This window comes from Blastococcus sp. TF02-09 (assembly GCF_003319105.1).
GTDB lineage: Bacteria > Actinomycetota > Actinomycetes > Mycobacteriales > Geodermatophilaceae > Blastococcus.
Genome location: NZ_QOHH01000010.1, coordinates 17,447 through 37,585, shown reverse-complemented (window position 1 = coordinate 37,585; position 20,139 = coordinate 17,447). Strand labels below are relative to the sequence as shown.

The following is a 20,139-nucleotide window of genomic DNA, read 5'->3' as shown; positions in this document are numbered from 1 at the left end:
GACCCCCGTGGTCGAACCAGGACGACGGTGCCTGGGCGACCGGTACGAGCTCCACCAGATGATCGCTGCCGGTGGCATGGGCCAGGTGTGGCGCGGCACGGACATCGCCCTGCACCGGTCGGTCGCCGTGAAGGTACTGCGCAGCGAGTACACCGGCGACCCGAGCTTCCTCGCCCGGTTCCGCGCCGAGGCACAACACGCGGCCTCGCTGAGCCACCCCAACGTCGCCGCCGTCTTCGACTACGGCGAGGAGATCGCCCAGGACGGCACCGGCGAGACGCTGGCCTACCTGGTGATGGAGCTCGTCGAGGGCGAGCCGCTCTCCGCCCTGCTGGCCCGCGAGGGCGCGCTGGACGCCGACACGACGCTCCGGCTGCTGCAGCAGACCGCGTTCGCGCTCGCCGAGGCCCACCGCATGGGCCTGGTCCACCGCGACGTGAAGCCGGGCAACATCCTGGTGCGGGACGACGGCAGCGTGAAGATCACCGACTTCGGCATCGCCTGGTCGGCCCGCAGCGTCGCGCTCACCCGCACCGGCCAGGTGATCGGCACCCCGCAGTACCTCTCCCCCGAGCAGGCCGAGGGACGGCTGGCCACCCCGGCCAGCGACGTCTACGCGCTCGGCCTCATCGGCTACGAGTGCCTGACCGGCCACCCCGCGTTCGAGGGGGACAACGCGGTCACCATCGCCCTCAAGCAGGTGCAGCAGGAGCCCGAGCCGCTCCCCGGCGCGCTGCCGCCCGGCGTCCGCACGCTCATCACCCGCGCGCTGGTCAAGGACCCCGCGGTGCGCATCCCCGACGGCGCGGCCTTCGGCGCCGCGGTCGACGACGTCCTGGCCGGACGCTCGCTGCCCGAGCCGCCCGCGCCCGCGACCCAGGAGGTCGCCGCCCTCCCGCCCGCGCCCGAGGAGGGCACGGCACCCACGACCGGGACCACCGTGCTCACCCCGCCCGCCCCGCGCCGCGGGCGCCGGGTGGCGCTGGCGCTGCTGCCGCTCGTCGCGCTCCTCGCCGGCGCCGGCATCGCGGCCGCGGTGCTCCAGACCGTCTCCGACAGCCCGCCCGCGTCGGCCGCGGTGGCCGCCGAGCAGCGCGACAGCGGCAGCACGCTGCTGCGGGCCGGCGACTACGTCGGTCGCCCGGTGGACGAGGTCGCCGAGGAGCTGACCGGGCTGGGCCTGGTCGTGCAGCTCGACGAGGAGCCGTCCGCCGACGTCCCGGCCGACCAGGTCACCGGCGTCTCCCCGACCGGCCGGCAGCTGCGGGCCGGGGACGTCGTCGTCGTCCGCTACGCCGTCCCGGTGCCGCGGGAGGGCGGGAGCGCGAGCAGCCGGACCACCCCGCGGGAGGCGCTCGTCACCGACGCCGCCCCCGGGTCCGACACCCCCGCAGACGACGGCGCTGCCGAGGAGCCCACCACCTCCGAGCCCACCCTCCAGGCGGGCCGGCCCAGCACCACGCCGAGCGAGCCGGTCGACGAGCCCGCGACCCCCGTGGACCAGGGGCCGGCCGACCCCGGCACCCCGGACCCGGGGACCGGGACGTCCGGTCCCGGTACGGACCCGGGGACCGACCCCGGCACCACCGACCCGGAGCCGGAACCCGAGCCGGACCCGGCACCGACGACGCCCACCACGACACCGGCGCCGACGAGCCCGGCGTCCCCCACGACGTCCACGACCACCTCGACCCGTTCCTGACGTCCCCCGGAGGGAGGAGGGCGGTCGCGCCGACGGCCGCGGGCGGGTAGGACGAGCACGGAACGCGAGGTGAGGCGGGTGGCGGAGCCCGGACGGCGGCTGCTCGGCGGCCGGTACGAGCTGGACACCCTGCTCGCCACGGGCGGGCAGGGCCAGGGTCTGGCGCGCCCGCGACACGGTGCTGTCGCGGCGGGTCGCGGTGAAGGTGCTCCGCAGCGAGTTCACCGGCGACCCGACCTTCCTCGCCCGCTTCCGGGCCGAGGCCCAGCACGCCGCGCTGGTCACCCACCGGCACATCGCCGCCCTGTACGACTACGGCGAGCTCGACGACGCGCAGACCGGGGAGCGGCTGGCCTTCCTCGTCATGGAGCTGGTCGACGGCGAGTCGCTGGCCGACCTGCTCGCGCGCGAGCGGCGGCTGCCGGCGCCCCGCACCCTCGCGATCCTGCGGCAGGCCGCCGACGCACTGGCGGCGGCGCACGCCGCCGGGCTAGTGCACCGCGACGTGAAGCCCGGCAACGTCCTCGTCGCTGCGGACGGCTCGGTCAAGCTGACCGACTTCGGCATCGCCGTCTCCGCCTCCAGCCTGCCGCTCACCCAGACCGGCCAGGTCGTCGGCACCGCGCACTACCTCTCGCCCGAGCAGGCGGAGGGGAACCGGGCCGGCGCGGCCAGCGACGTCTATGCCCTCGGGCTGGTCGGCTACGAGTGCCTGGCCGGGCGGCGGGCCTTCGACGGCGAGAGCTCCGTGCAGATCGCGCTGAGCCACCTGCGGGACAACCCCGATCCGCTGCCGGACGACGTCCCCGAGCAGGTGCAGGTGCTGATCCGGCGCGCCACTGCCCGGGACCCGGCGAAGCGGCTGCCGGACGGCGGGGCGTTCCGGGACGCGATCGACGACGTGCTGGCCGGCCGCCCGCTCGCCCCGCCCGCGCCGGACACCGCCCCGCTGCCCCCCGTCCGGCCTCCCGTCTCGCCCGCCGGCCGGGGTCGCCGCCGGGCGCGGGCCGTGGTGCCGCTGGCCGCGCTGCTCCTGGGCGCGGGGCTCGGCGTCGGTGCGCTGCAGCTGGCCCTCGATCCCGCTCCGTCCCCGGCCGCGCAGGAGGCCGGTGCCGCCGACACCGTGCAGGTGGTCGCGGCCGACCACCTCGGCCGGCCGGTCGCCGAGGTGGAGGCCGCGCTGGGCCGGCTGGGCCTGCGGGTCGAGCGGGTCGCCGACGACGCCGCCGACGGTGCGGCCGGCACGGTCACCGGCCTGGGTCCGACCGGTGCGCTGGAGCGCGGGACCCTGGTGCGGGTCAGCTACGCCACCGGCACGTCCGACGTCGACGGGCCGGCGGTGGGCGAGGTGAGCTCGGAGGCGCCCGCGTCGTCGCCTCCCGCCCCCGTGGCGGCGACCGCCCCGCCGCTCGTCGAGGCACCCGCCCCGCCGGCCGCGGCCTCCTCGCCCGAGCCGACGGTCGCCGAACCGCCACCGGCCCCGGCGAACGGGAACGCCGGCGGCAAGGCGAACGGCAACGGGAAGAGCAACGGGAACGGCAAGGGGAACCCCGGCCGCGGGAAGGGCTGAGCAGCCGCTGCCGGCGGGATCAGCCCTTCCGGGCCGGACCGCTCCACAGCGCCCCGCCGAGGCACGCCAGCGCCGCAGTGAGCAGGAAGCCGCGGTCGGTGGCGACGACGGGCAGCACGACGAGCACCCAGAAGACGGCGAGCCCGACCAGCCCGCCGGCGGCGACGCGCCAGGCGGTCCCCCCGTCGATCCGCCGGCCGCCGGGGAGCAGCGGGGCGGCGGCCGCCAGGCCCAGCACGGTGCAGGCGGTGGCGAAGGCCGACCACAGCGGGATGTCCGACCAGAAGGACTCCCCGCCGAAGCGGAGCGCGAGACCGGCCTCCAGCAGGACGAGGGAGAGCAGCACCAGTCCCAGGGCCAGCAGGGACGCCCGGTCGGGCGCCGTCCGGCCCGGCGGCTCCTCGGTGTCCCCGGCCATGGGGACCGGTCCGGTCACCAGCGAGTCGGGCCACCCGGCGGCGGGACCGGGCACCTGCGACGGGGGTGGGGGCGGCGGCGCGGAGGCGCCGACCGCGGTCGCCCCGGCGTGCGGCAGCGGGGAACCGGCGGGCAGGCCCGGGACGAAGTCCACCGGTCCGGTCGCCTGCACGGTCGGCACGGGGGCCGGGGCGGTGGCCGCGGGGTGCGGCGGCAGCTGCTGGGCGGGGGTCACCGGCGCGACCGGGATCTCCTGGGTGCGCGGCCCCGCCGGCTGCGCGGGCTCCGCCGCCGGCGCGGCCTCGGCCGCCGGCGCAGCCTCGACCGCGGGCGCGGGCTTGGCCGACTGCCGGCGCTCGGCCGGCTCCCGGGGATCGGTCGGTGAACTCACGGGCCCTCCCTCCGCGGCGGACGGCCGGCCGGGCGGCCGGTCGCTCCCCGCACGGTATCCGGGCGGTCGTCCCGGGCGGGCCGGGCACACCGGCGGCCGCCGACCTAGGGTCGGTCGGGTGAGCATCCGCGCCGGCATCGTGGTCACCGGTACCGAAGTCCTCACCGGGCGCGTCGCCGACGCCAACGGGCCCTGGCTCGCCGAGCGGTTGCGGGAGCTGGGCGTCGACGTCGGGCACGTCGTGGTCGTCGGCGACCGGCCCGCGGACCTGCGCGCCGCCCTGGGCTTCCTCGAGGGCACCGGCGTGCCGCTCGTCGTCACCACGGGCGGCCTGGGCCCCACGGCCGACGACCTCACCGCGGACGTCGTGGGGGAGTACCAGGGGCGGCCGTCGTCGGTCGACGCCGCGCTCGAGCAGCGGATCGCGGCCGTCGTCGAGCGGCTCATGGCGCTGCGGGGGTGGCGGGCCGACGCCGAGTCCACCGCGGCCGGCGTCCGCAAGCAGGCGCGGGTCCCCGACGGCGCCACCGTGCTGGAGCCGGTCGGGACGGCGCCCGGGCTCGTCGTCCCGCCGGCCGAGGGCCGCCCCGGGCCGGTCGTGCTGGTGCTGCCCGGGCCGCCGGGGGAACTGCGCGGCATGTGGCCCGCCGCGGTGGCCGCCGGGCCGGTGGCCACGCTGCTGGAGGGCGCTCCGGAGCTGCGCCAGGCCACGGTCCGCATGTGGGGGACGCTGGAGGCGCAGCTGGCCGCCACGCTCCGCGAGGCCGAGCCGGAGCTGGGCGGCCTGGAGATCACCACCTGCCTGCGCGAGGGCGAGCTCGAGATCGTCACCCGCTACGCCCCGGACGCGCAGCCGGCCTACGACCGGCTGGTCGAGGTGCTCACCGAGCGGCACGGGGACACCGTCTTCTCCACCGGGCCCGACCTGGACGACGTCGTCGCCGAGGCACTGTCCGGCCAGGGGCTCACCGTCGCCACGGCCGAGTCGTGCACCGGCGGGCTCCTCGCCGGCCGGCTGAGCGCCCGCCCGGGGTCCTCGGGGTACCTGCTCGGCGGGGTGACCGCCTACGCCAACAGCGCCAAGGAGGCGCTGCTGGACGTGCCCGCCGACCTGCTCGCGCGGCACGGGGCGGTCAGCGCCGAGGTGGCGGCGGCCATGGCCGAGGGGGCGCGCGCCCGCTTCGGCGCCGACGTCGGGGTGGGCATCACCGGCGTCGCGGGCCCCGGCGGGGGCACGGCGGACAAGCCGGTCGGGACGGTGCACGTGTGCGTCGTCGGCCCGGCCGGCGGAGTCGCCCGCGCCCTGCGGCTGCGCGGCTCGCGGACGGCCGTGCGGGACCGATCCGTCACGATGGCCCTCCACCTGCTCCGCGAGCTGCTCGTCGGGGGTCCGCCGGCGTGAGGGGCAGGTGTCCGGCCGGCCGGGGCGGGGCACCTCACCCGCGGTGACGACGCTGACCGTGCACGCGACCGGCACCGCCCCGCCCGCCGAGGTCTGGGAGCGCTACGCCGTCCCGGCGCGCTGGCCGGGGTGGTCGCCGCAGATCACCGGCGTGGAGTTCCCCGCCGACCGGCTGGCCCCCGGCCTCGGCGGACGCGTCCGCGGTCCGCTCGGGGTGGCGGCGCCCTTCACCGTGGAGGAGGTCGACGAGGCCGCCCGGCGGTGGTCGTGGCGGGTCGCGGTCGGACCGCTGCGCGTGCGGCTGCTGCACTGGGTCGGCGAGGCGCCCGGCGGGGGGACGACGACCGGGCTGCGGCTGTCCGGGCCGGCGCCGCTCGTCCTTGGCTACGCCCCGGTCGCCCGCCTGGCCCTGGGGCGCCTGGTCCGCGCCTGACGCCGACCCGGGTGCGGGCGCGGGACCCCGGTCGCGCGCCGGCCGGGCTACGGTGCCGGCATGCCCGCCGCGCACGAGGTCACCAACCAGGTTCCGCCGCTGGTCGGCCACGACCCGATCGCCGGTGACGCCGCGCTGGCCGAGGCCTGCCTCCGGCACGCCGACCGCGCCACGCTGGACTCCCTCGCCGGGCTGGGCCGCCTCGCCGGCAGCGAGCAGGCGCAGGAGTGGGGCCGGCTGGCCAACGAGAACCCGCCCCGGCTGCGCACCCACGACCGCTACGGCCACCGGATCGACGAGGTGGAGTTCCACCCCGCCTGGCACGAGCTCATGCGGACCGCCGTCGAGCACGGCCTCGCCGGGGTGCCGTGGCGGGCGGCGGCCGAGGGGGACGCGCACGCGCACGTCCGGCGGGCCGTCGGCTACCTGGGCTGGACGCAGGTCGAGATGGGGCACGGCTGCCCCACGACCATGACCTACGCCGTCGTCCCGGCCCTGCGCCGGACGCCGGAGCTGGCGGCCCGCTTCGAGCCGGGGCTCACCGCGGCGGCCTACCAGTTCGGGCTGGCCGAGCCCACGGGCAAGGCGGGCCTGATCGCCGGCATGGGCATGACGGAGAAGCAGGGCGGCTCCGACGTGCGGGCCAACACCACGCGTGCCGTCGCCCGGCCCGACGGCACCTACCGGCTGACCGGGCACAAGTGGTTCACCTCGGCCCCGATGAGCGACCTGTTCCTGGTGCTCGCCCAGCTGGACGAGGGGGTGTCGTGCTTCCTCGTCCCGCGGGTGCTGCCCGACGGCACCCGCAACGTGTTCCACGTGCAACGTCTCAAGGACAAGCTCGGCGACCGGTCCAACGCCTCGAGCGAGGTCGAGTTCGACGGCACGACCGGCTGGCTGGTGGGCGAGCCCGGACGCGGCGTGCCGGCCATCATCGAGATGGTCAACATGACCCGGCTGGACTGCGTCCTGGGCTCCGCCGCCACGGTGCGCGCCGCCCTCACCCAGGCGAGCCACCACGCCCGGCACCGCTCCGCCTTCGGTGCCCTGCTGGCCGACCAGCCGCTCATGCAGAACGTGCTCGCCGACCTGACCGTCGAGAGCGAGGCGGCCACGGCGCTGGCCGTCCGCCTGGCCGCGGCCGTGGACGGCGGGGAGACGGCGTTCCTGCGGCTCGCGGGGGCCGCGGCGAAGTTCTGGGTGTGCAAGCGGACCCCCGGGGTGGTGGCCGAGGCCATGGAGGTGCTCGGCGGCAACGGCTACGTCGAGGACTCCGGCCTCCCGCGGCTGTACCGCCAGTCGCCGCTGAACTCGATCTGGGAGGGCTCGGGCAACGTGATCGCCCTCGACGTCCTGCGGGCGCTGGGGCGCTCGTCGGAGTCGCTGGCCGCCGTCACGGCCGAGATCGAGCTGGCGCGGGGCGTGGACGCCCGGTTCGACGACGCGGTCAAGCGCCTGTCCGCCGAGCTCGGCGACCCCGACCAGCTGCCGCTCCGCGCCCGGCGGATCGCCGGGCTGCTGGCGCTGTGCCTGCAGGGCTCGCTGCTCCTCCGGCACGCTCCCGCGCCCGTCGCCGACGCCTTCTGCGCCTCCCGCCTCGGGGGCGACTGGGGAGCCGTGCTGGGCACCCTCCCAGCGGGCACCGACGTCGCGTCGCTGGTCAGGCGCTCGTCGGTCGGCGCCCCGGGCGGAGGTCCGCGCACGCAGTAGTCTCGGAGGGACGGAGCGCGGCTCCGCCCGGTCGGGCGGGGACGGTCGGGCGCCGGGAACCGTGCGTGCAGGGGTCCCGGGTCCTGGGGGACGGAGAGCGGGGAGCGTGGCTTCAGACGACGGGTCGCGACCGGACCTGGCCGCCGCACCCGACGCCGTCTTCCGGCTGGACGCCGAGGCGCGGTTCACCTACGTCAACCCGGCCGCGGAGCTGCTCCTCGAGCGGCGTGCCGACGAGCTGCTGGGCCGCCGGGGGACGGACTGCTTCCCCGCCGCCGTGGGCACCCCCGTCGTCGACCGGTACCAGGCGACGATGGCCGACGGCCGGGCGCGCGAGTTCGACTACTACTACGAGCCGCAGGACCGCTGGTACGAGATCCGCGTCTTCGCGGACCCGCCGGGTGTCGCGGTCTTCTTCCGCGACGTCGACTCCCGGCACCGCGCCGACGCAGAGCGGGAGGCCGAGCTGCGGCGGCTCACCTCGGTGCTGGAGGCGCTGCCCTCGGCGACGGTGCTGATCGACGAGGACCGGCGCATCCTCACCGCCAACCACGCCTGGCTGACCCGCCGGACGCAGGTCTCACGGTCGGCCGGGAGCGACTACCTGGAGGCGATCCGGCCGGGGCTCGCGCCGGCCGACGCGGAGGCGATCGCGGCCGGGATTGACCGGCTCCTCCGGTCCTCGCCGGGGTCCGGGACGGGCGGCTTCGAGCACGAGTACCCTCGCTCCACGCCGACCACGACCGCCTGGTTCCGCCTGCAGGCCTTCCGGGTCGGGGAGTCGCGCCGGATCGTGGTCACCCACACCGACATCACCGAACGGGTGCGCGGCGAGCAGGCGCTGGCCTGGCGGGCGCGGCACGACGACCTCACCGGGCTGGCCAACCGCGGCACCCTGCTGGACCTCACTGCCGAGGCCCTGGCCGACGGCCCGTCCGAGGACGGCGCCGCCGCGGCGCTGATCGTCCTGGACCTCGACGGCTTCAAGACCATCAACGACTCGCTCGGGCACGGGATCGGCGACCAGCTGCTGCGCCAGGTGGGGCACCGGCTGGCCGGTGCGGTGCGTCCCGGCGACGCCGTCGGCCGGCTGGGCAGCGACCAGTTCGTCGTGCTGGCGCGCGGCTGCCACACCTCCGACGCCGCCGACCTCGCCTTCCGCCTGCAGGGCACCTTCACCCGGCCCTTCCCCGCGTCCGGCATCTCGGTGCCGCTGTCGGCCAGCGTGGGGGTGGCGGTGGCGCAGCCCGAGGCGCGCGACGCCCACCAGCTGCTCAGCGACGCCGACGCGGCGATGTTCGCGGCCAAGAGCATGGGCCGGGACCGGGTGCGGCTGTTCTCGCCGGGGCTGCGGGAGGCCGCCCGCTGGCGGCTGGAGGTGGCCACCCGGCTGCGCGACGAGGCGATCGACCAGCTCGTCGTCTACTACCAACCGGTCGTCCGCCTCGACACCGGCGCGGTGGAGGGCGTGGAGGCGCTGGTCCGGTGGCAGCACCCGGAGCGCGGCCTGATCGGCCCGGACACGTTCCTCGCCGTCGCCGAGGAGACGGGGCAGATCATCCCGATCACCCGGTGGCTGCTGCGCGAGACGACCCGCCGCGCCGCCGCGTGGGCCGCCGAGGGGCTGCCGCTGCGCATGTCGGTGAACATCAGCGCCCGGCACTTCTCGGCCGAGACCCTGGTCCGCGACGTGCGGTTGGCGCTGCGCGAGTCGGGCCTGGCACCCGAGCAGCTCGTGCTGGAGCTCACCGAGACCAGCGTCGCCGAGGACCCGACCCGCGCCGAGGACCAGCTCACCGTGCTGCGCCGGGCCGGCGTCCGCATCGCCATCGACGACTTCGGGACCGGCTGGTCCTCGCTGGCCCAGCTCTTCTCGCTGCCCATCGGCACGCTGAAGATCGACCGGTCGCTGCTGGTGGCCGCCGAGCAGGTCACCGGTGGCGAGGGCGGCGCCGTGCTGGAGGCGATCGTGGCGCTCACCCGGACGCTGGGCATCCGCTCGGTCGCGGAGGGCGTGGAGACCGTCGAGCACCTGCGGATGGTGCGCGAGGCCGGCTGCGACCTGGTGCAGGGCTGGCTGATCGGCCATCCCATGCCGGCCGACGAGCTGCCGGGCTGGCTCCGCCGGGTGCAGGCCGCGGGCGGCGACGCCTGCGCGCTGGCCGCCGCCCGCACGCCGGTCAGCACCGCGCCGTGAGCGTCCGTCGGATCACCCGGCGGGCGACGGCGCCGGCCGGCCCCCCGGCCGTCGTCCGCCCGTCCCTCCCCCCACCGCCGACGACGCACGCGGGACCGGCGGGGCACACTGCTCCCGTGCTGGACAGTCCCCCCGCTTCCGCCCCGGTCGACGACGCCGTCCGCGAGTCGCAGCCCGCCGAGGCCACCGGCTCCGGCGAGAGCCGGCCGCGGCCGCCGCTGGACCTGCTCATCTGGGACGCCCCGAACATCGACATGACCCTGTCGACGGTCATCGGTGCCCGCCCCACGGCGGCGTCCCGGCCTCGCTTCGACGCCATCGCGGCCTGGTTCGTGGCCGCGGCCGGCGAGCCCGGGGCCGCGGGCTCGGACGGGGCCGCGCCGGACGTCGAGGCGTGCGTCTTCGCCAACATCCCACCGGTGCCCGGGACGCTGCAGCGCTGGGTGGAGGCGCTGCGCGGCTTCGGCTACGCGGTGTTCGCCCGCCCGAAGACCCAGCCCGACGACGACATCGACCAGGACATGCTCGACCACATCGCGGTCCGGGCGCACAGCCACCACCTGCGCCGGCTGGTGGTCTTCTCCGGCGACGGCCGGAACTTCGCCGAGCCGCTGGAGGACCTCGCCCGCCAGGGCACCCAGGTCGTCGTCGTCGCCTTCAGCGAGGTGGCCGGGTACGCGATCAGCTCCGAGCTCATCGAGTTCATCGACATCGAGGACGTGCCCGGCGCGTTCGTCGAGCCGCTGGACCGGGTGCGCCTGGACGCGCTGCCCGCCGACGGCGCCTGGCTGCGCCCGACGCGTAGCCTGCGTGACTTCGTCAGCTCCTACGCGGCGCGCCGCACCTGAGGGCGCCCGCACGCGGAACGGGCGGTTAGCGTTCCCGACCGCGGGCGCCGGTCCATCGACCGGGGTCCGTGCACGTGCTCGTGCGCGTGGAAGCAGAACGGAGACAGGCATGACCAGCGTTCCCGGCGTCGACCACCCCGAGGAGCAGTCCGAGGCCGACGTCACGCTCGCGTCCCGGGGGATCTCGGTGACCGCGCGCGTGGAGTCCGTCATCGACGGCGTCGTCGTGGTGCGCCCGTCGGCCGGGGAGTACGTCGGCCAGTCCGTCGTCGTCCCCGGTGACCAGGTGGAGGTCTACTGGAAGGGCGCCGAGACGCGGCGGGTGCTGCCGGCGGGTGTCCTGGAGGTCGAGACCGGCGCGGTCGTGCGCTGGCGGCTGGAGATCACCGGTCCGGCGGAGGAGAGCCAGCGCCGCACGGCGGTCCGCGGTCGCGTCGTCGTCCCGGTGTCGGTCGGCCACGGCCCGGTCGAGCTGAACGGCCAGAGCATGGACCTGAGCGAGAACGGGGTCCGGGCGCAGTTCGACGGCTTCGGGGCGCTGCCCGAGCCCGGCACCTCCGTCGACCTGGCGGTCCAGCTCGAGGACGGCGAGCTGAGCACCAAGGCGGAGATCGTCCGGGCCCAGGCGCGCGGGGCCCGCTGGCTGATGTCGATCCGCTTCGTCGACATCGTCGAGAAGGAGCAGGACCGGGTGCGCCGGCGGGTGTTCCAGGCCCTGCGCGAGGAGCGCGCCCGGAGCGTGGAGTAGACCGGTCCTACTCGCGGCCGATGTCGCCGGAGCGCGGCTGGGGCAGGCGTTCGCGCTGCTGGCCCTGGGCCTGCTCGGCCCGGCCGGAGGGCAGGCGGGCCCACACGTGCTTGCGCCCGGGGCGCTCCTCCCACCCGTAGGTGGTCGACAGCTGGGTGACCAGGTGCAGCCCCATGCCACCGAGCGCGGGGTCGCGGTCGACGGCGGGGACCGGGGGCTTGTCGGGCGCCTCGTCGCTGAGGTCGAGCAGCCAGCCCTCCGGCCCGGCCACGACGAGCGCGCGGACGTCGCCGCCGCCGTGCCGCAGGGCGTTGGAGGCCAGCTCCTCGAAGACGAGCAGCAGCCCGTCCCGCGCGTCCTCCGTGGAGGCCGACGCCACCGACGGGTGGGCGATCCGCGCGCGCAGATCCGACCGCACCCGCGAGACGACGTGCATGGCCTCGAGCTGCCAGTGCCACACGTCGCCGGGGACCGACGGGACGGGCGCGCTGGGCCACGTGTCCCGGGCCGGCTCGTCGGCCATCGCATCTCCCTCGCGTCTGCTTCGCAGGGTGGGGCCGGGTGGTCCCCGCTCCACCCCATCCTGACCGATGGTGCCGCGACGCGCGAAGGGGGGCGGATGAGCGGGACGCCGCCGGGCACAATGGTGGCGTGCAGGAGCTGCTGCGGGACCTCAGCCGGGTGGTGCTCGCCGACCGCGAGCTGAACGCCGTCCTCACCGACATCACCCTCATCGCGGCCCGTGGCGTCCCCGGGGCGGAGTCGGTCTCCACGACGCTGCTGCGCGGCGACAAGGCCTTCACGGGGGCCTACAGCAGCGCGATGGCCCTCGAGGCCGACGAGCTGCAGTACCGCGAGGGGTACGGGCCCTGCATGGACGCCGGCCGCGGCGGCGTCGCCCTTCGCATCGACGACATGCTCACCGAGCAGCGGTGGCCCACGTACGTCGAGCGGGTGCGGGAGACCGGCGTGCGCAGCTCGCTGTCGGTGCCCCTGCCCTACCAGGGGTCGGCGATCGGCGCCCTCAACATGTACTCCTCGCAGCCGGAGGCCTTCGTCTCCCCGGAGTCCCTGGAGGCCGGCCGGGAGGTCGCCGAGGCGATCGCGGTGGCGGTGGCCAACGCCGACGCCCACCACCGGCTGTCCGAGCAGGCCCGCAACATGCAGCTGGCCATGGAGTCGCGGGCGGTGATCGAGCAGGCCAAGGGCGTGCTCATGGCCCAGCGCCGCGTGGATGCCGACCAGGCCTTCGAGATCCTCCGCGACGCCTCGCAGCGCTACAACCGCAAGCTGCGCGACATCGCGGTGGGCATCGTGGAGTCCACCCGGGCGGACTAGCGCCGGTCGAGGCGGGAGAGCCGCGACACGAGGAACTCCAGCGCGGCGTCGGCGTCGACGCTCTCGGCGACCTCCACCGCGGTCGGGGACGCCGAGACCGTCCGCCGGTCGACCAGCGTCTGCCCGCGCCCGGCCCCCAGCGTGGTGTCGACGACGACATCCCGGCGGACCGTGCCCAGCGTGCCGGGCACGACGGCCTCGGTGAGCGCGAGCGCGTCGTGCACCACGACCCCGGGGACGCCGTAGGCGTCGCGCGCGTGGTCGAGGTACTGCTGCAGGATCGCGGCGGCGGTCGCACCGACCGGGCCGGCCGCGGCGAAGCGGGCGATGCCGGCCTCGCCCAGCACCGTGGGCAGCGTGACGTCCAGCCCGACCATGACCGTCGGGATCGTCGAGCCGAACACCGCGGCGGCCGCCTCCGGGTCCGACCAGATGTTGAACTCCGCCGCCGCGGTGACGTTGCCCCCGCGCGCCGCCGACCCGCCCATGACGACCAGCCGGTCGATGCGGGCGGCGGCCTCGGGGTCGACCGCCAGCAGCAGCGCGATGTTCGTGAGCGGGCCGATGGCCGCCACCGTGACCGGCTCGGCGGAGGTGGTCAGCAGCTCGGCGAGGGCCACCACGGCCGGGCGCGGGTCGGGCCGCGCGGGGGAGGGCGGCAGCTGCACGCCGCCCAGCCCCTCCGCGCCGTGCACGTGCCCGGCCCGCTCGGGCTGCGGGTGGATCAGCGAGGCGCGGGCGCCGGCCGCGACCGGGACGTCGGACCGGCCGGCGAGGTGCAGCACCCGCAGCGCGTTCTCCGTGGTCAGCGCGAGGTCGACGTTGCCGTGCACCGTGGTGACCAGCCGCAGATCCACCTCGGGGCTGGCCAGGGCCAGCAGGATCGCCAGCGCGTCGTCGATGCCGGGGTCGGTGTCGATCACCAGGGGGATGCGGGGGGTCACCGCGGCATCCTCGCAGTGGCGCTCGCGCCCCTCAGGAGGCGGTCGGGGCCGACTGCTCCGACGTCCGCCACCACGGGGCCTGGGCCAACACGTACAGGACGACGCCGACGACGAGGAGGACGCCGGCGCGGAGCCAGATCTCCGCCTCCTGCTGCCACAGCAGCAGCACGCAGGACGCGATGGCCAGCACCGGGACGACTGCCCACACCCGGAAGTGGTCGGCCGCGACCCGGTCCCTCCGCAGCACGAGGACGGCGGTGTTGGTGCTCAGGAAGACGAACAGCAGGAGCAGGACGACGGTGTTGGCCAGATCGCCCAGGTCGCCGGTGAGCGTCAGGCCGATGGCGACGAGGGTGGTGACGGCGATGGCGACCCACGGCGTGCGGCGGCCGGGCAGCACCCGGGCCAGCGGGCGGGGGAGCAGGCCCTGCTCCGCCATGCCGAACACCAGGCGGCTGGCCATGATCATGGTGAGCAGGGCGCCGTTGGCCACGGCGATCAGGGCGATCGCGCTGAACAGCTCGTCGGGGACGCCGACGTCGGCGGCCCGGACGACCTCGAGCAGCGGTCCGGTGGAGCCGGCGAGCGCGTCCGGCGCCAGCACGATCGAGGCGGCCAGCCCCACCAGGACGTAGACCAGACCGGCGACCAGCAGGGCCCCGAACAGCGCCCGCGGGTACACCCGCCGCACGTCGCGGACCTCCTCGGCGACGTTGGCAGAGGTCTCGAAGCCGACGAACGAGTAGTAGGCCAGCACGGCGGCGGCCAGCACACCGGAGCCGACCGAGACACCGTCGGGGAACTCGGTCACCCGGCCGACGTCGCCGTCGCCCCGGCCCAGGACCAGCGCACCGAGGATCACCACGAGCACCAGCCCGGAGACCTCGATGACGGTCATGACCACGTTGGCGCGCACCGACTCCTTGATGCCGCGGGCGTTGAGCAGCGCGACGAGCACGAGGAAGACGACCGCCGCGGGTACGGCCGGCACGTCGAGGAAGACGCCCAGGTAGTCGCCGCCGAACGCCAGCGACAGGCCGGCCGCGCTGGTGACGCCTGCGGCGAGCATGCAGTAGCCGACGAGGAAGGAGACCAGCCGGCTGCGGTAGGCCCGCTCCGCGAAGACGGCCGAGCCGCCGGCGCGCGGGTACTTCGTCACGAGCTCGGCGTACGACGCCGCGGTCAGCATGGCGAGCACGAGGGCGACCAGCATCGGCAGCCAGACCGCGCCCCCGACCTCTCCGGCGATGACGCCGAACAACGCGTAGATGCCCGCACCCAGGACGTCGCCGAGGATGAAGAGGAACAGCAGCTTGCCGGTGACCGACCGCTTGAGCCGGGTGTCCCCGTCCGCGTCGTGTCCTCCGGTGACGGCCGTCGCGCCCTGCTGCTCCTGTGCACCCACGGACCGAGTCTCGGAGCACCCCCTCCCGGCGGCAATTCGGCGGCGCCCGATCGGGTGGCGTGCCCGATGAGGGCCGCGACACGCGGGCGCGCCGCGCACCGGCCGGAGGTGACCGACCCGCCGGTCACCGGTTCCCACGCTCGGGAACCGCCGCTTGTCGACAAGGGAACGCACCGGGGACCGGGTCACCGACCGCTCCGGAGCGGCGGCGCAACGGTTCGGTCTCGCGCGCCGGCGGAGGTGTCGCGAACCGCGGTCGGGACCCTCCCGACTGCCTAGTTTTCTCCTTGTCCGCGACACCTTCCCCGGTCGCGGACGACGAACCTGGAGGCGAGATGAGCAGCAGCGAGGCGGGCGTTCTGACGCCTGCACGAGGAGGCGCCTCCCCCGCCGACGCCGGTGCGTCCCTGGCCGGTCTGATCGGGGTGCTGGACCGCGCGGACGGCGCACGGCCGGCGCAGCGGACCCGGCCGGTCCACACGACCGCCTTCCGGGCCTCCGCCCGCGCCGTCCCGCTGCGCCCGGTGCCGCCGGCGCCCGCGGCCCGCCCCGGGCGCGTGCCCCTGGCCGCTCCGCTCCGGCCCACGGTCACCGTCGTCCCGGAGCCCGAGCGCCGTCCCGTCACGGGGCTGCGCGACCTGGCGCGCCGCGCCGCCCTCTGGGGCGCCGGCCCGCAGGGCGAGCACGTCGCCTGGCGGACCCCCGAGCCCGCGCCCCGCCCGCCGCTGCGGCCGCGACTGCGGGCGCTCACCCGGCGGATCGCGCTGTGGGGCGCCGGCCCCCGGGGCGAGCACCTCGCCTGGGGCCGGCCGGCTCCGGTGGCCGCTCCCCGTCCGGTCGCCCCGCCCGTGGTGCTGCGCGAGCTGCCCAGCACCCCCACGATCCGGCCCGCGGCGTCTTCCCCCGCCGTGGCGCTGATTCCCGCACCGACGGCGCCGTCCCCCCGGACGGGACCGGCCGTGCTGCGGGCTCCCACCCCGGTCGCGGCGGCGCGGCCCGCACCGGCCGGGCCCGTCGGGCCCGGTTGGACACCGCCGCCTCCCGGCTGGCCGCAGCCCCCCGCGTGGGGCAGCCGGCGGCAGGCCGCGGTCCCGGTCGGCCGGACGACGGTTCTCCCGCCGCTGCCCGCCGGTCCCCGGCGCACCGTGCCGGTCCCCCGGTCGGCCACCGCCGGAGCCCGTGCCGGGCCGGCCCGGGCCAGGGGCGACCCGGAATCGGTCCCCGCACCCCGCCCGGCGCTGACCGCGCCCGGCTGATCCACCCGCGACCACGGCCGTCCGGCCGTGCCGCCGTCCTCCCCTTCACCCGGGCACACCGCGACCGTCCCCCTCATCCCGGGGACCGACCGCGCCCCGAACGTCCGAGTGCGACCCTCGCGGGCCGCCTCGGTCTCCACCCGGCCCTCCTCACGGTGCCCCTCCGGGCGCCGGCAGACCGCACCGCGCGACGTACCCCGCCTCGACCCACCGCCGACTGCAGCGCAGCGAGCGGACCCTCCAGGGAGGCGGCGACCGAGCCGGCGCGGGCTGCCGGGAACCCGGATCCGTCGAGGAGAGACCAACAGGCCCTGCCGGTACCCGGTGCGACACGACCCCCCTCGTGACCACCACCGGGTCTCTGACCGTCAGCACCTGGCCGGCTGGACACCGACGCAGCCCGCACCGGCTCCGCACCACGATCGGCGCGATCACGGGAGCGACCTCCCCGGGCGCAGTCGAGGAGGACGGTCCACGGCCCCCGGGCCCGTGGCCGCGAGGGGCGAGCACCTCGCCCGCACACCCCGCCGAGCGGCGGGCGCCGTTCCCCCGGCGCCCGCCGCTCGGCCGTTCCGCCGTCCGGGGCCCCGCTCCGGTCCCGCCCCGACAGGCGCTCGGGGCGGCAGGGAGAATGGACCGGCGGACCGATCCCGGGCCGCGCACCGCCGGCCGACGGGAGGGCACGACGTGGCTTCCCTCGACCCCGGCGCCCGCGACCGGGTCGCCGCCGTCGCCCGCCTCGGGGAGACCCCTGTCGGCTCACCGGCCCTGCAGCGGTTGACCGCCCTGGCCGTGCAGCTGCTGGGCGCGGATGCCGCCCAGGTGTCCCTGTTCGGCGTGGACGAGCTGGTCCTCGGTGGCACCGGCCTGCCGCAGGGCACCGTGGGCATCCGGGTCCCGCTGGCCGAGTCGCTGTGCGCCGTGACCACCACCGCGGCGCCCGATCCAGTGGTCGCCTCCGACGCCCGCCTCGACCCCCGTCTGGCCGGGCTCCCCCCGGTGGCCGACGGCACCGTGGCCGGCTACCTCGGCCTCCCGCTGGCGGTCTTCGACGGCCAGGTGGTCGGCGCGCTGTCGGCGTTCACCCACGAGCCGCGCGAGTGGTCCGACGCCGACGTCGCCCTGCTCCGCCAGCTGGGGGACTCGGTGGCGGTCGAGCTGCAGCTGGCCGCCCAGGTGCGCGAGCTGGAGTCCAGCCGGCTGGCCTTCGAGCTGGCCATCGACGCCGCCGGCATCGGCAGCTTCGACTGGGACCTGGTCGCCGGCCGCCTGGTCTGGGACGACCGGCTCAAGGAGATCATGGGCTTCGGGCGCGACTCGTTCGACGAGACGATCGACGCCTTCACGGCGGCCTGCCACCCCGACGACCGGGTCCGGACGGCGGAGGCGCTGCAGCAGGCCATCGACACGGTGGGGGAGTACGAGGCCGAGTTCCGGGTCGTGCACCCCTCCGGCGAGACCCGCTGGGTGCAGGGCCGCGGCCGGGCGCTGGCCGACGAGCGCGGTGTGGCCGTCCGCCTGGTCGGGGCCGCCTACGACACCACCGCGGAGCGGCTCGCCGATGCGCGGGTCGCCCGGGTCATGGAGTCGGTGAAGTCCGCGTTCTTCACCCTCGACCGCGACTGGCGCTTCACCTACCTCAACGCCGAGGGCGAGCGGGTGCTGCAGACCACCCGGGAGGCGCTGCTCGGCTCGGTCGTCTGGGAGGCCTTCCCGGACGCCGTCGGCAGCGACTTCGAGGTCGCCTACCGCGCCGCGATGGCGACCGGCGCGGAGCAGGTGTTCGAGGCCTTTTACCCCCCTCCGCTCGCCGCGTGGTTCGAGGTCCGGGCGTGGCCCGGCCCGGACGGGCTGTCGGTCTCCTTCCTCGACGTGACCGAGCGCCGCGCCGCGGAGGACCGCGCCCGCCGGAGCGCGGCGCGGCTGCGCCTCGTCGCCGACACGACGGCGGCGATGGCCGAACGGCTGACCCCCGGCGCCGGCGAGCAGGCCGCCCTGCAGGAGGTCGCCGAGGCGCTGGTGCCGGTGGGCGGGGACTGGGTGATCGCCAGCCTCGTGGACGACGACGGCCGGATGCGCGACGTCGCCTGGTGGCACCGCGCCGAGGACCAGCAGCCGCTGGTCGCCCGCTACGCGGCGCTGCGGCTGGCCTCCCTCCCGCCGCACGCCCCGATCCTGCGGGCGCTGGGGTCCGGCCAGCCGCGCGAGGTGGCCGACGTCCGGACGGCCCTCGCCCGGTTCATGCCGCCCGGCGAGGCGCGGGACCTGCTGCAGGAGCTGGCGCCGCAGTCGGCCGTCATCCTCCCGTTGGCCGCCCGGGGCCGCACGCTCGGCGCGCTCAGCGTCTACCGGTCGGCCGACCGGGAGCAGGCCGACGCCGACGACGTCGCCACCCTGCGCGACGTCGGCGACCGGGTCGCCCTGGCGCTGGACAACTCGCGCCTCTACGAGCAGCAGCGACGGCTGGCCGAGGGTCTGCAGCGCAGCATGCTCACCGAGCCGCCGGAGCCCGACCACGCCGAGATCGTCGTGCGCTACCTGCCGGCCGTGCAGGTCGCCGAGGTCGGGGGCGACTGGTACGACGCCTTCCTGCAGCCCAGCGGGGCGACGGTGCTGGTGATCGGCGACGTCGTCGGGCACGACACCGCGGCCGCGGCGGCGATGGGCCAGCTGCGCGGCATGCTGCGGGGGATCGCCTACCGGGACGGGATCGGCCCGGCGACGGTGCTCGCCGACCTCGACGCCGCCATCGACGGCCTGGGCATGGGGACGATGGCGACCGCCGCCATCGCGCGCGTGGAGCAGACCCCCGAGGAGCGCGCGCAGGGGCTCAGCCGACTCCGCTGGTCCAACGCGGGGCACCCACCTCCGCTGCTGCTGCACGTCGACGGCCGGATCGAGGAGCTCGCTCCCGAGCGGGCGGAGCTCATGCTCGGCGTCGACCCCGGTGCCCGCCGCACCGAGACGGTCGTCACCGTCCGGCGGGGCGCCACGCTGCTGCTCTACACCGACGGGCTGGTCGAGGGCCGGGACCTGCCGCTGGACGACGGCATCGCCCGGCTCCGGGAGGTGGTCGCCGAGCTCGCGGACCGCCCGCTGGCCGAGCTGTGCGACGAGGTGATCGCGCGGCTGCGCCCGGAGGGGCTGCAGGACGACGTCGCGCTGGTGGCGATCCGCCTGCACCCGGAGGACGAGCCGCGCCCGCGCGAGGCCGGCCCGGAAGTGCTGCCGCCGCGGTTCGCCTGATCCCTCAGGACCGGGGGAGCAGCGCCCAGACGTGCTTGGCCCGCGCGCTCGCGTACCACCCGTGCCGCAGCGCCATCCGGGCGATCAGGTACAGGCCGAGGCCGCCCTCGCTCGGATCGCGGTCGATCGCCGGCGTCGGCGGCCGCGACGCCGCGCAGTCGGTCACCTCGATGAGGTAGCCGGTCGCGGTGCTGCGGACGCAGGCCTCGACCTGGCCGACGCCGCCGTGCCGCAGCGCGTTGGAGGCCATCTCGTCCAGGGCCAGGATGATCTGGTCGAGCGCGTCGGGGTCGATCGTGGGTTCCAGGGTCCGGCGCACCTGGCGGCGCATCGCGGGCAGCTCGGCGACGTCGGCCAGCTGCCACTGGAGGAGCTGCTCGGCCGCCGGAGGCGCCGACGGCAGCCAGATGCCGTCCGCCGCCTGCCCTGTCACGCGCCGATCCCTCGCAATCCCGACCACTGCACAAGTGGCGCAGTGAGACACCTGTGTATGGGTTCGGCGGGATGCGCTCAAACGTGAGTGCGATCCAGC

Annotated in this window: 16 protein-coding genes; 11 read left to right on the top strand and 5 right to left on the bottom strand. The window is 76.7% G+C overall.

What is annotated here, in order from left to right:
- The first annotated feature begins 7 nt into the window (after positions 1–7).
- Positions 8–1,702 (top strand): protein kinase, encoded by a 1,695-nt coding sequence (locus tag DQ239_RS15125; RefSeq protein ID WP_113835257.1) that lies wholly within the window; start codon positions 8–10, stop codon positions 1,700–1,702.
- Between the two features lie 199 nt (positions 1,703–1,901).
- Entirely contained in the window at positions 1,902–3,272 is a 1,371-nt protein-coding gene (locus tag DQ239_RS15120; RefSeq protein WP_233489297.1) for a serine/threonine-protein kinase, read from the top strand.
- Between the two features lie 19 nt (positions 3,273–3,291).
- Here DQ239_RS15120 and DQ239_RS15115 read toward each other — a convergent pair whose 3' ends face one another.
- A complete protein-coding gene (locus DQ239_RS15115) occupies positions 3,292–4,080 on the bottom strand; it encodes a hypothetical protein (RefSeq protein ID WP_113835255.1) in 789 nt (262 codons plus the stop codon).
- Positions 4,081–4,198: 118 nt separating this feature from the next.
- Between DQ239_RS15115 and DQ239_RS15110 the strand changes: the two genes are divergently transcribed.
- The 6 genes from DQ239_RS15110 (at position 4,199) to DQ239_RS15085 (ending at position 11,418) form a co-directional block, all read left to right on the top strand.
- Positions 4,199–5,482, top strand: coding sequence for a competence/damage-inducible protein A (locus DQ239_RS15110; RefSeq protein WP_113835254.1), 1,284 nt, complete (start codon positions 4,199–4,201; stop codon positions 5,480–5,482).
- Between the two features lie 43 nt (positions 5,483–5,525).
- The gene (locus DQ239_RS15105; RefSeq protein ID WP_199583053.1) at positions 5,526–5,915 is read left to right on the top strand and encodes an SRPBCC family protein; all 390 of its coding nucleotides are present in this window, start codon (positions 5,526–5,528) and stop codon (positions 5,913–5,915) included.
- A 60-nt stretch (positions 5,916–5,975) separates the two neighbouring features.
- Positions 5,976–7,625: an acyl-CoA dehydrogenase family protein gene (locus DQ239_RS15100; RefSeq protein ID WP_113835253.1), complete on the top strand. Its 1,650-nt coding sequence runs from the start codon at positions 5,976–5,978 to the stop codon at positions 7,623–7,625.
- A 106-nt stretch (positions 7,626–7,731) separates the two neighbouring features.
- A complete protein-coding gene (locus DQ239_RS15095) occupies positions 7,732–9,822 on the top strand; it encodes an EAL domain-containing protein (RefSeq protein ID WP_233489295.1) in 2,091 nt (696 codons plus the stop codon).
- A gap of 116 nt (positions 9,823–9,938) precedes the next feature.
- Entirely contained in the window at positions 9,939–10,670 is a 732-nt protein-coding gene (locus DQ239_RS15090) for an NYN domain-containing protein (RefSeq protein ID WP_233489293.1), read from the top strand.
- 109 nt (positions 10,671–10,779) lie between these two features.
- The gene (locus DQ239_RS15085) at positions 10,780–11,418 is read left to right on the top strand and encodes a PilZ domain-containing protein (protein WP_113835251.1); all 639 of its coding nucleotides are present in this window, start codon (positions 10,780–10,782) and stop codon (positions 11,416–11,418) included.
- Positions 11,419–11,425: 7 nt separating this feature from the next.
- Here DQ239_RS15085 and DQ239_RS15080 read toward each other — a convergent pair whose 3' ends face one another.
- A complete protein-coding gene (locus DQ239_RS15080) occupies positions 11,426–11,941 on the bottom strand; it encodes an ATP-binding protein (RefSeq protein ID WP_113835250.1) in 516 nt (171 codons plus the stop codon).
- Between the two features lie 128 nt (positions 11,942–12,069).
- Between DQ239_RS15080 and DQ239_RS15075 the strand changes: the two genes are divergently transcribed.
- Positions 12,070–12,756 carry a GAF and ANTAR domain-containing protein gene (locus DQ239_RS15075; protein ID WP_113835249.1) on the top strand — a complete coding sequence of 229 codons (687 nt, stop codon included), beginning with the start codon at positions 12,070–12,072 and terminating at the stop codon, positions 12,754–12,756.
- Here the strand turns inward: DQ239_RS15075 and DQ239_RS15070 are convergent.
- Positions 12,753–13,700, bottom strand: a complete 948-nt coding sequence (locus tag DQ239_RS15070) for a nucleoside hydrolase (protein WP_113835248.1) — start codon at positions 13,698–13,700, stop codon at positions 12,753–12,755. The genes DQ239_RS15075 and DQ239_RS15070 overlap by 4 nt on opposite strands.
- 31 nt (positions 13,701–13,731) lie before the next feature.
- Positions 13,732–15,105, bottom strand: coding sequence for an APC family permease (locus tag DQ239_RS15065; RefSeq protein ID WP_113835247.1), 1,374 nt, complete (start codon positions 15,103–15,105; stop codon positions 13,732–13,734).
- Positions 15,106–15,440: 335 nt separating this feature from the next.
- On the opposite strand from DQ239_RS15065, the gene DQ239_RS15060 reads away from it, so the two are divergent.
- Complete coding sequence (locus DQ239_RS15060) at positions 15,441–16,361, top strand: hypothetical protein (protein ID WP_113835246.1); 921 nt, start codon at positions 15,441–15,443, stop codon at positions 16,359–16,361.
- A 687-nt stretch (positions 16,362–17,048) separates the two neighbouring features.
- Positions 17,049–19,607 carry a SpoIIE family protein phosphatase gene (locus DQ239_RS15055; RefSeq protein WP_113835245.1) on the top strand — a complete coding sequence of 853 codons (2,559 nt, stop codon included), beginning with the start codon at positions 17,049–17,051 and terminating at the stop codon, positions 19,605–19,607.
- A 4-nt stretch (positions 19,608–19,611) separates the two neighbouring features.
- On the opposite strand, the gene DQ239_RS15050 is transcribed toward DQ239_RS15055, so the two are convergent.
- Positions 19,612–20,040, bottom strand: coding sequence for an ATP-binding protein (locus tag DQ239_RS15050; protein WP_113835244.1), 429 nt, complete (start codon positions 20,038–20,040; stop codon positions 19,612–19,614).
- Between the last annotated feature and the right edge of the window lie 99 nt (positions 20,041–20,139).

Coding starts and splice junctions, on each gene's coding strand:
- DQ239_RS15100 (WP_113835253.1), top strand. CDS start 5,976: ATGCCCGCCGCGCACGAGGTCACCAACCAGGTTCCGCCGCTGGTCGGC.
- DQ239_RS15085 (WP_113835251.1), top strand. CDS start 10,780: ATGACCAGCGTTCCCGGCGTCGACCACCCCGAGGAGCAGTCCGAGGCC.
- DQ239_RS15080 (WP_113835250.1), bottom strand. CDS start 11,941: ATGGCCGACGAGCCGGCCCGGGACACGTGGCCCAGCGCGCCCGTCCCG.
- DQ239_RS15060 (WP_113835246.1), top strand. CDS start 15,441: ATGAGCAGCAGCGAGGCGGGCGTTCTGACGCCTGCACGAGGAGGCGCC.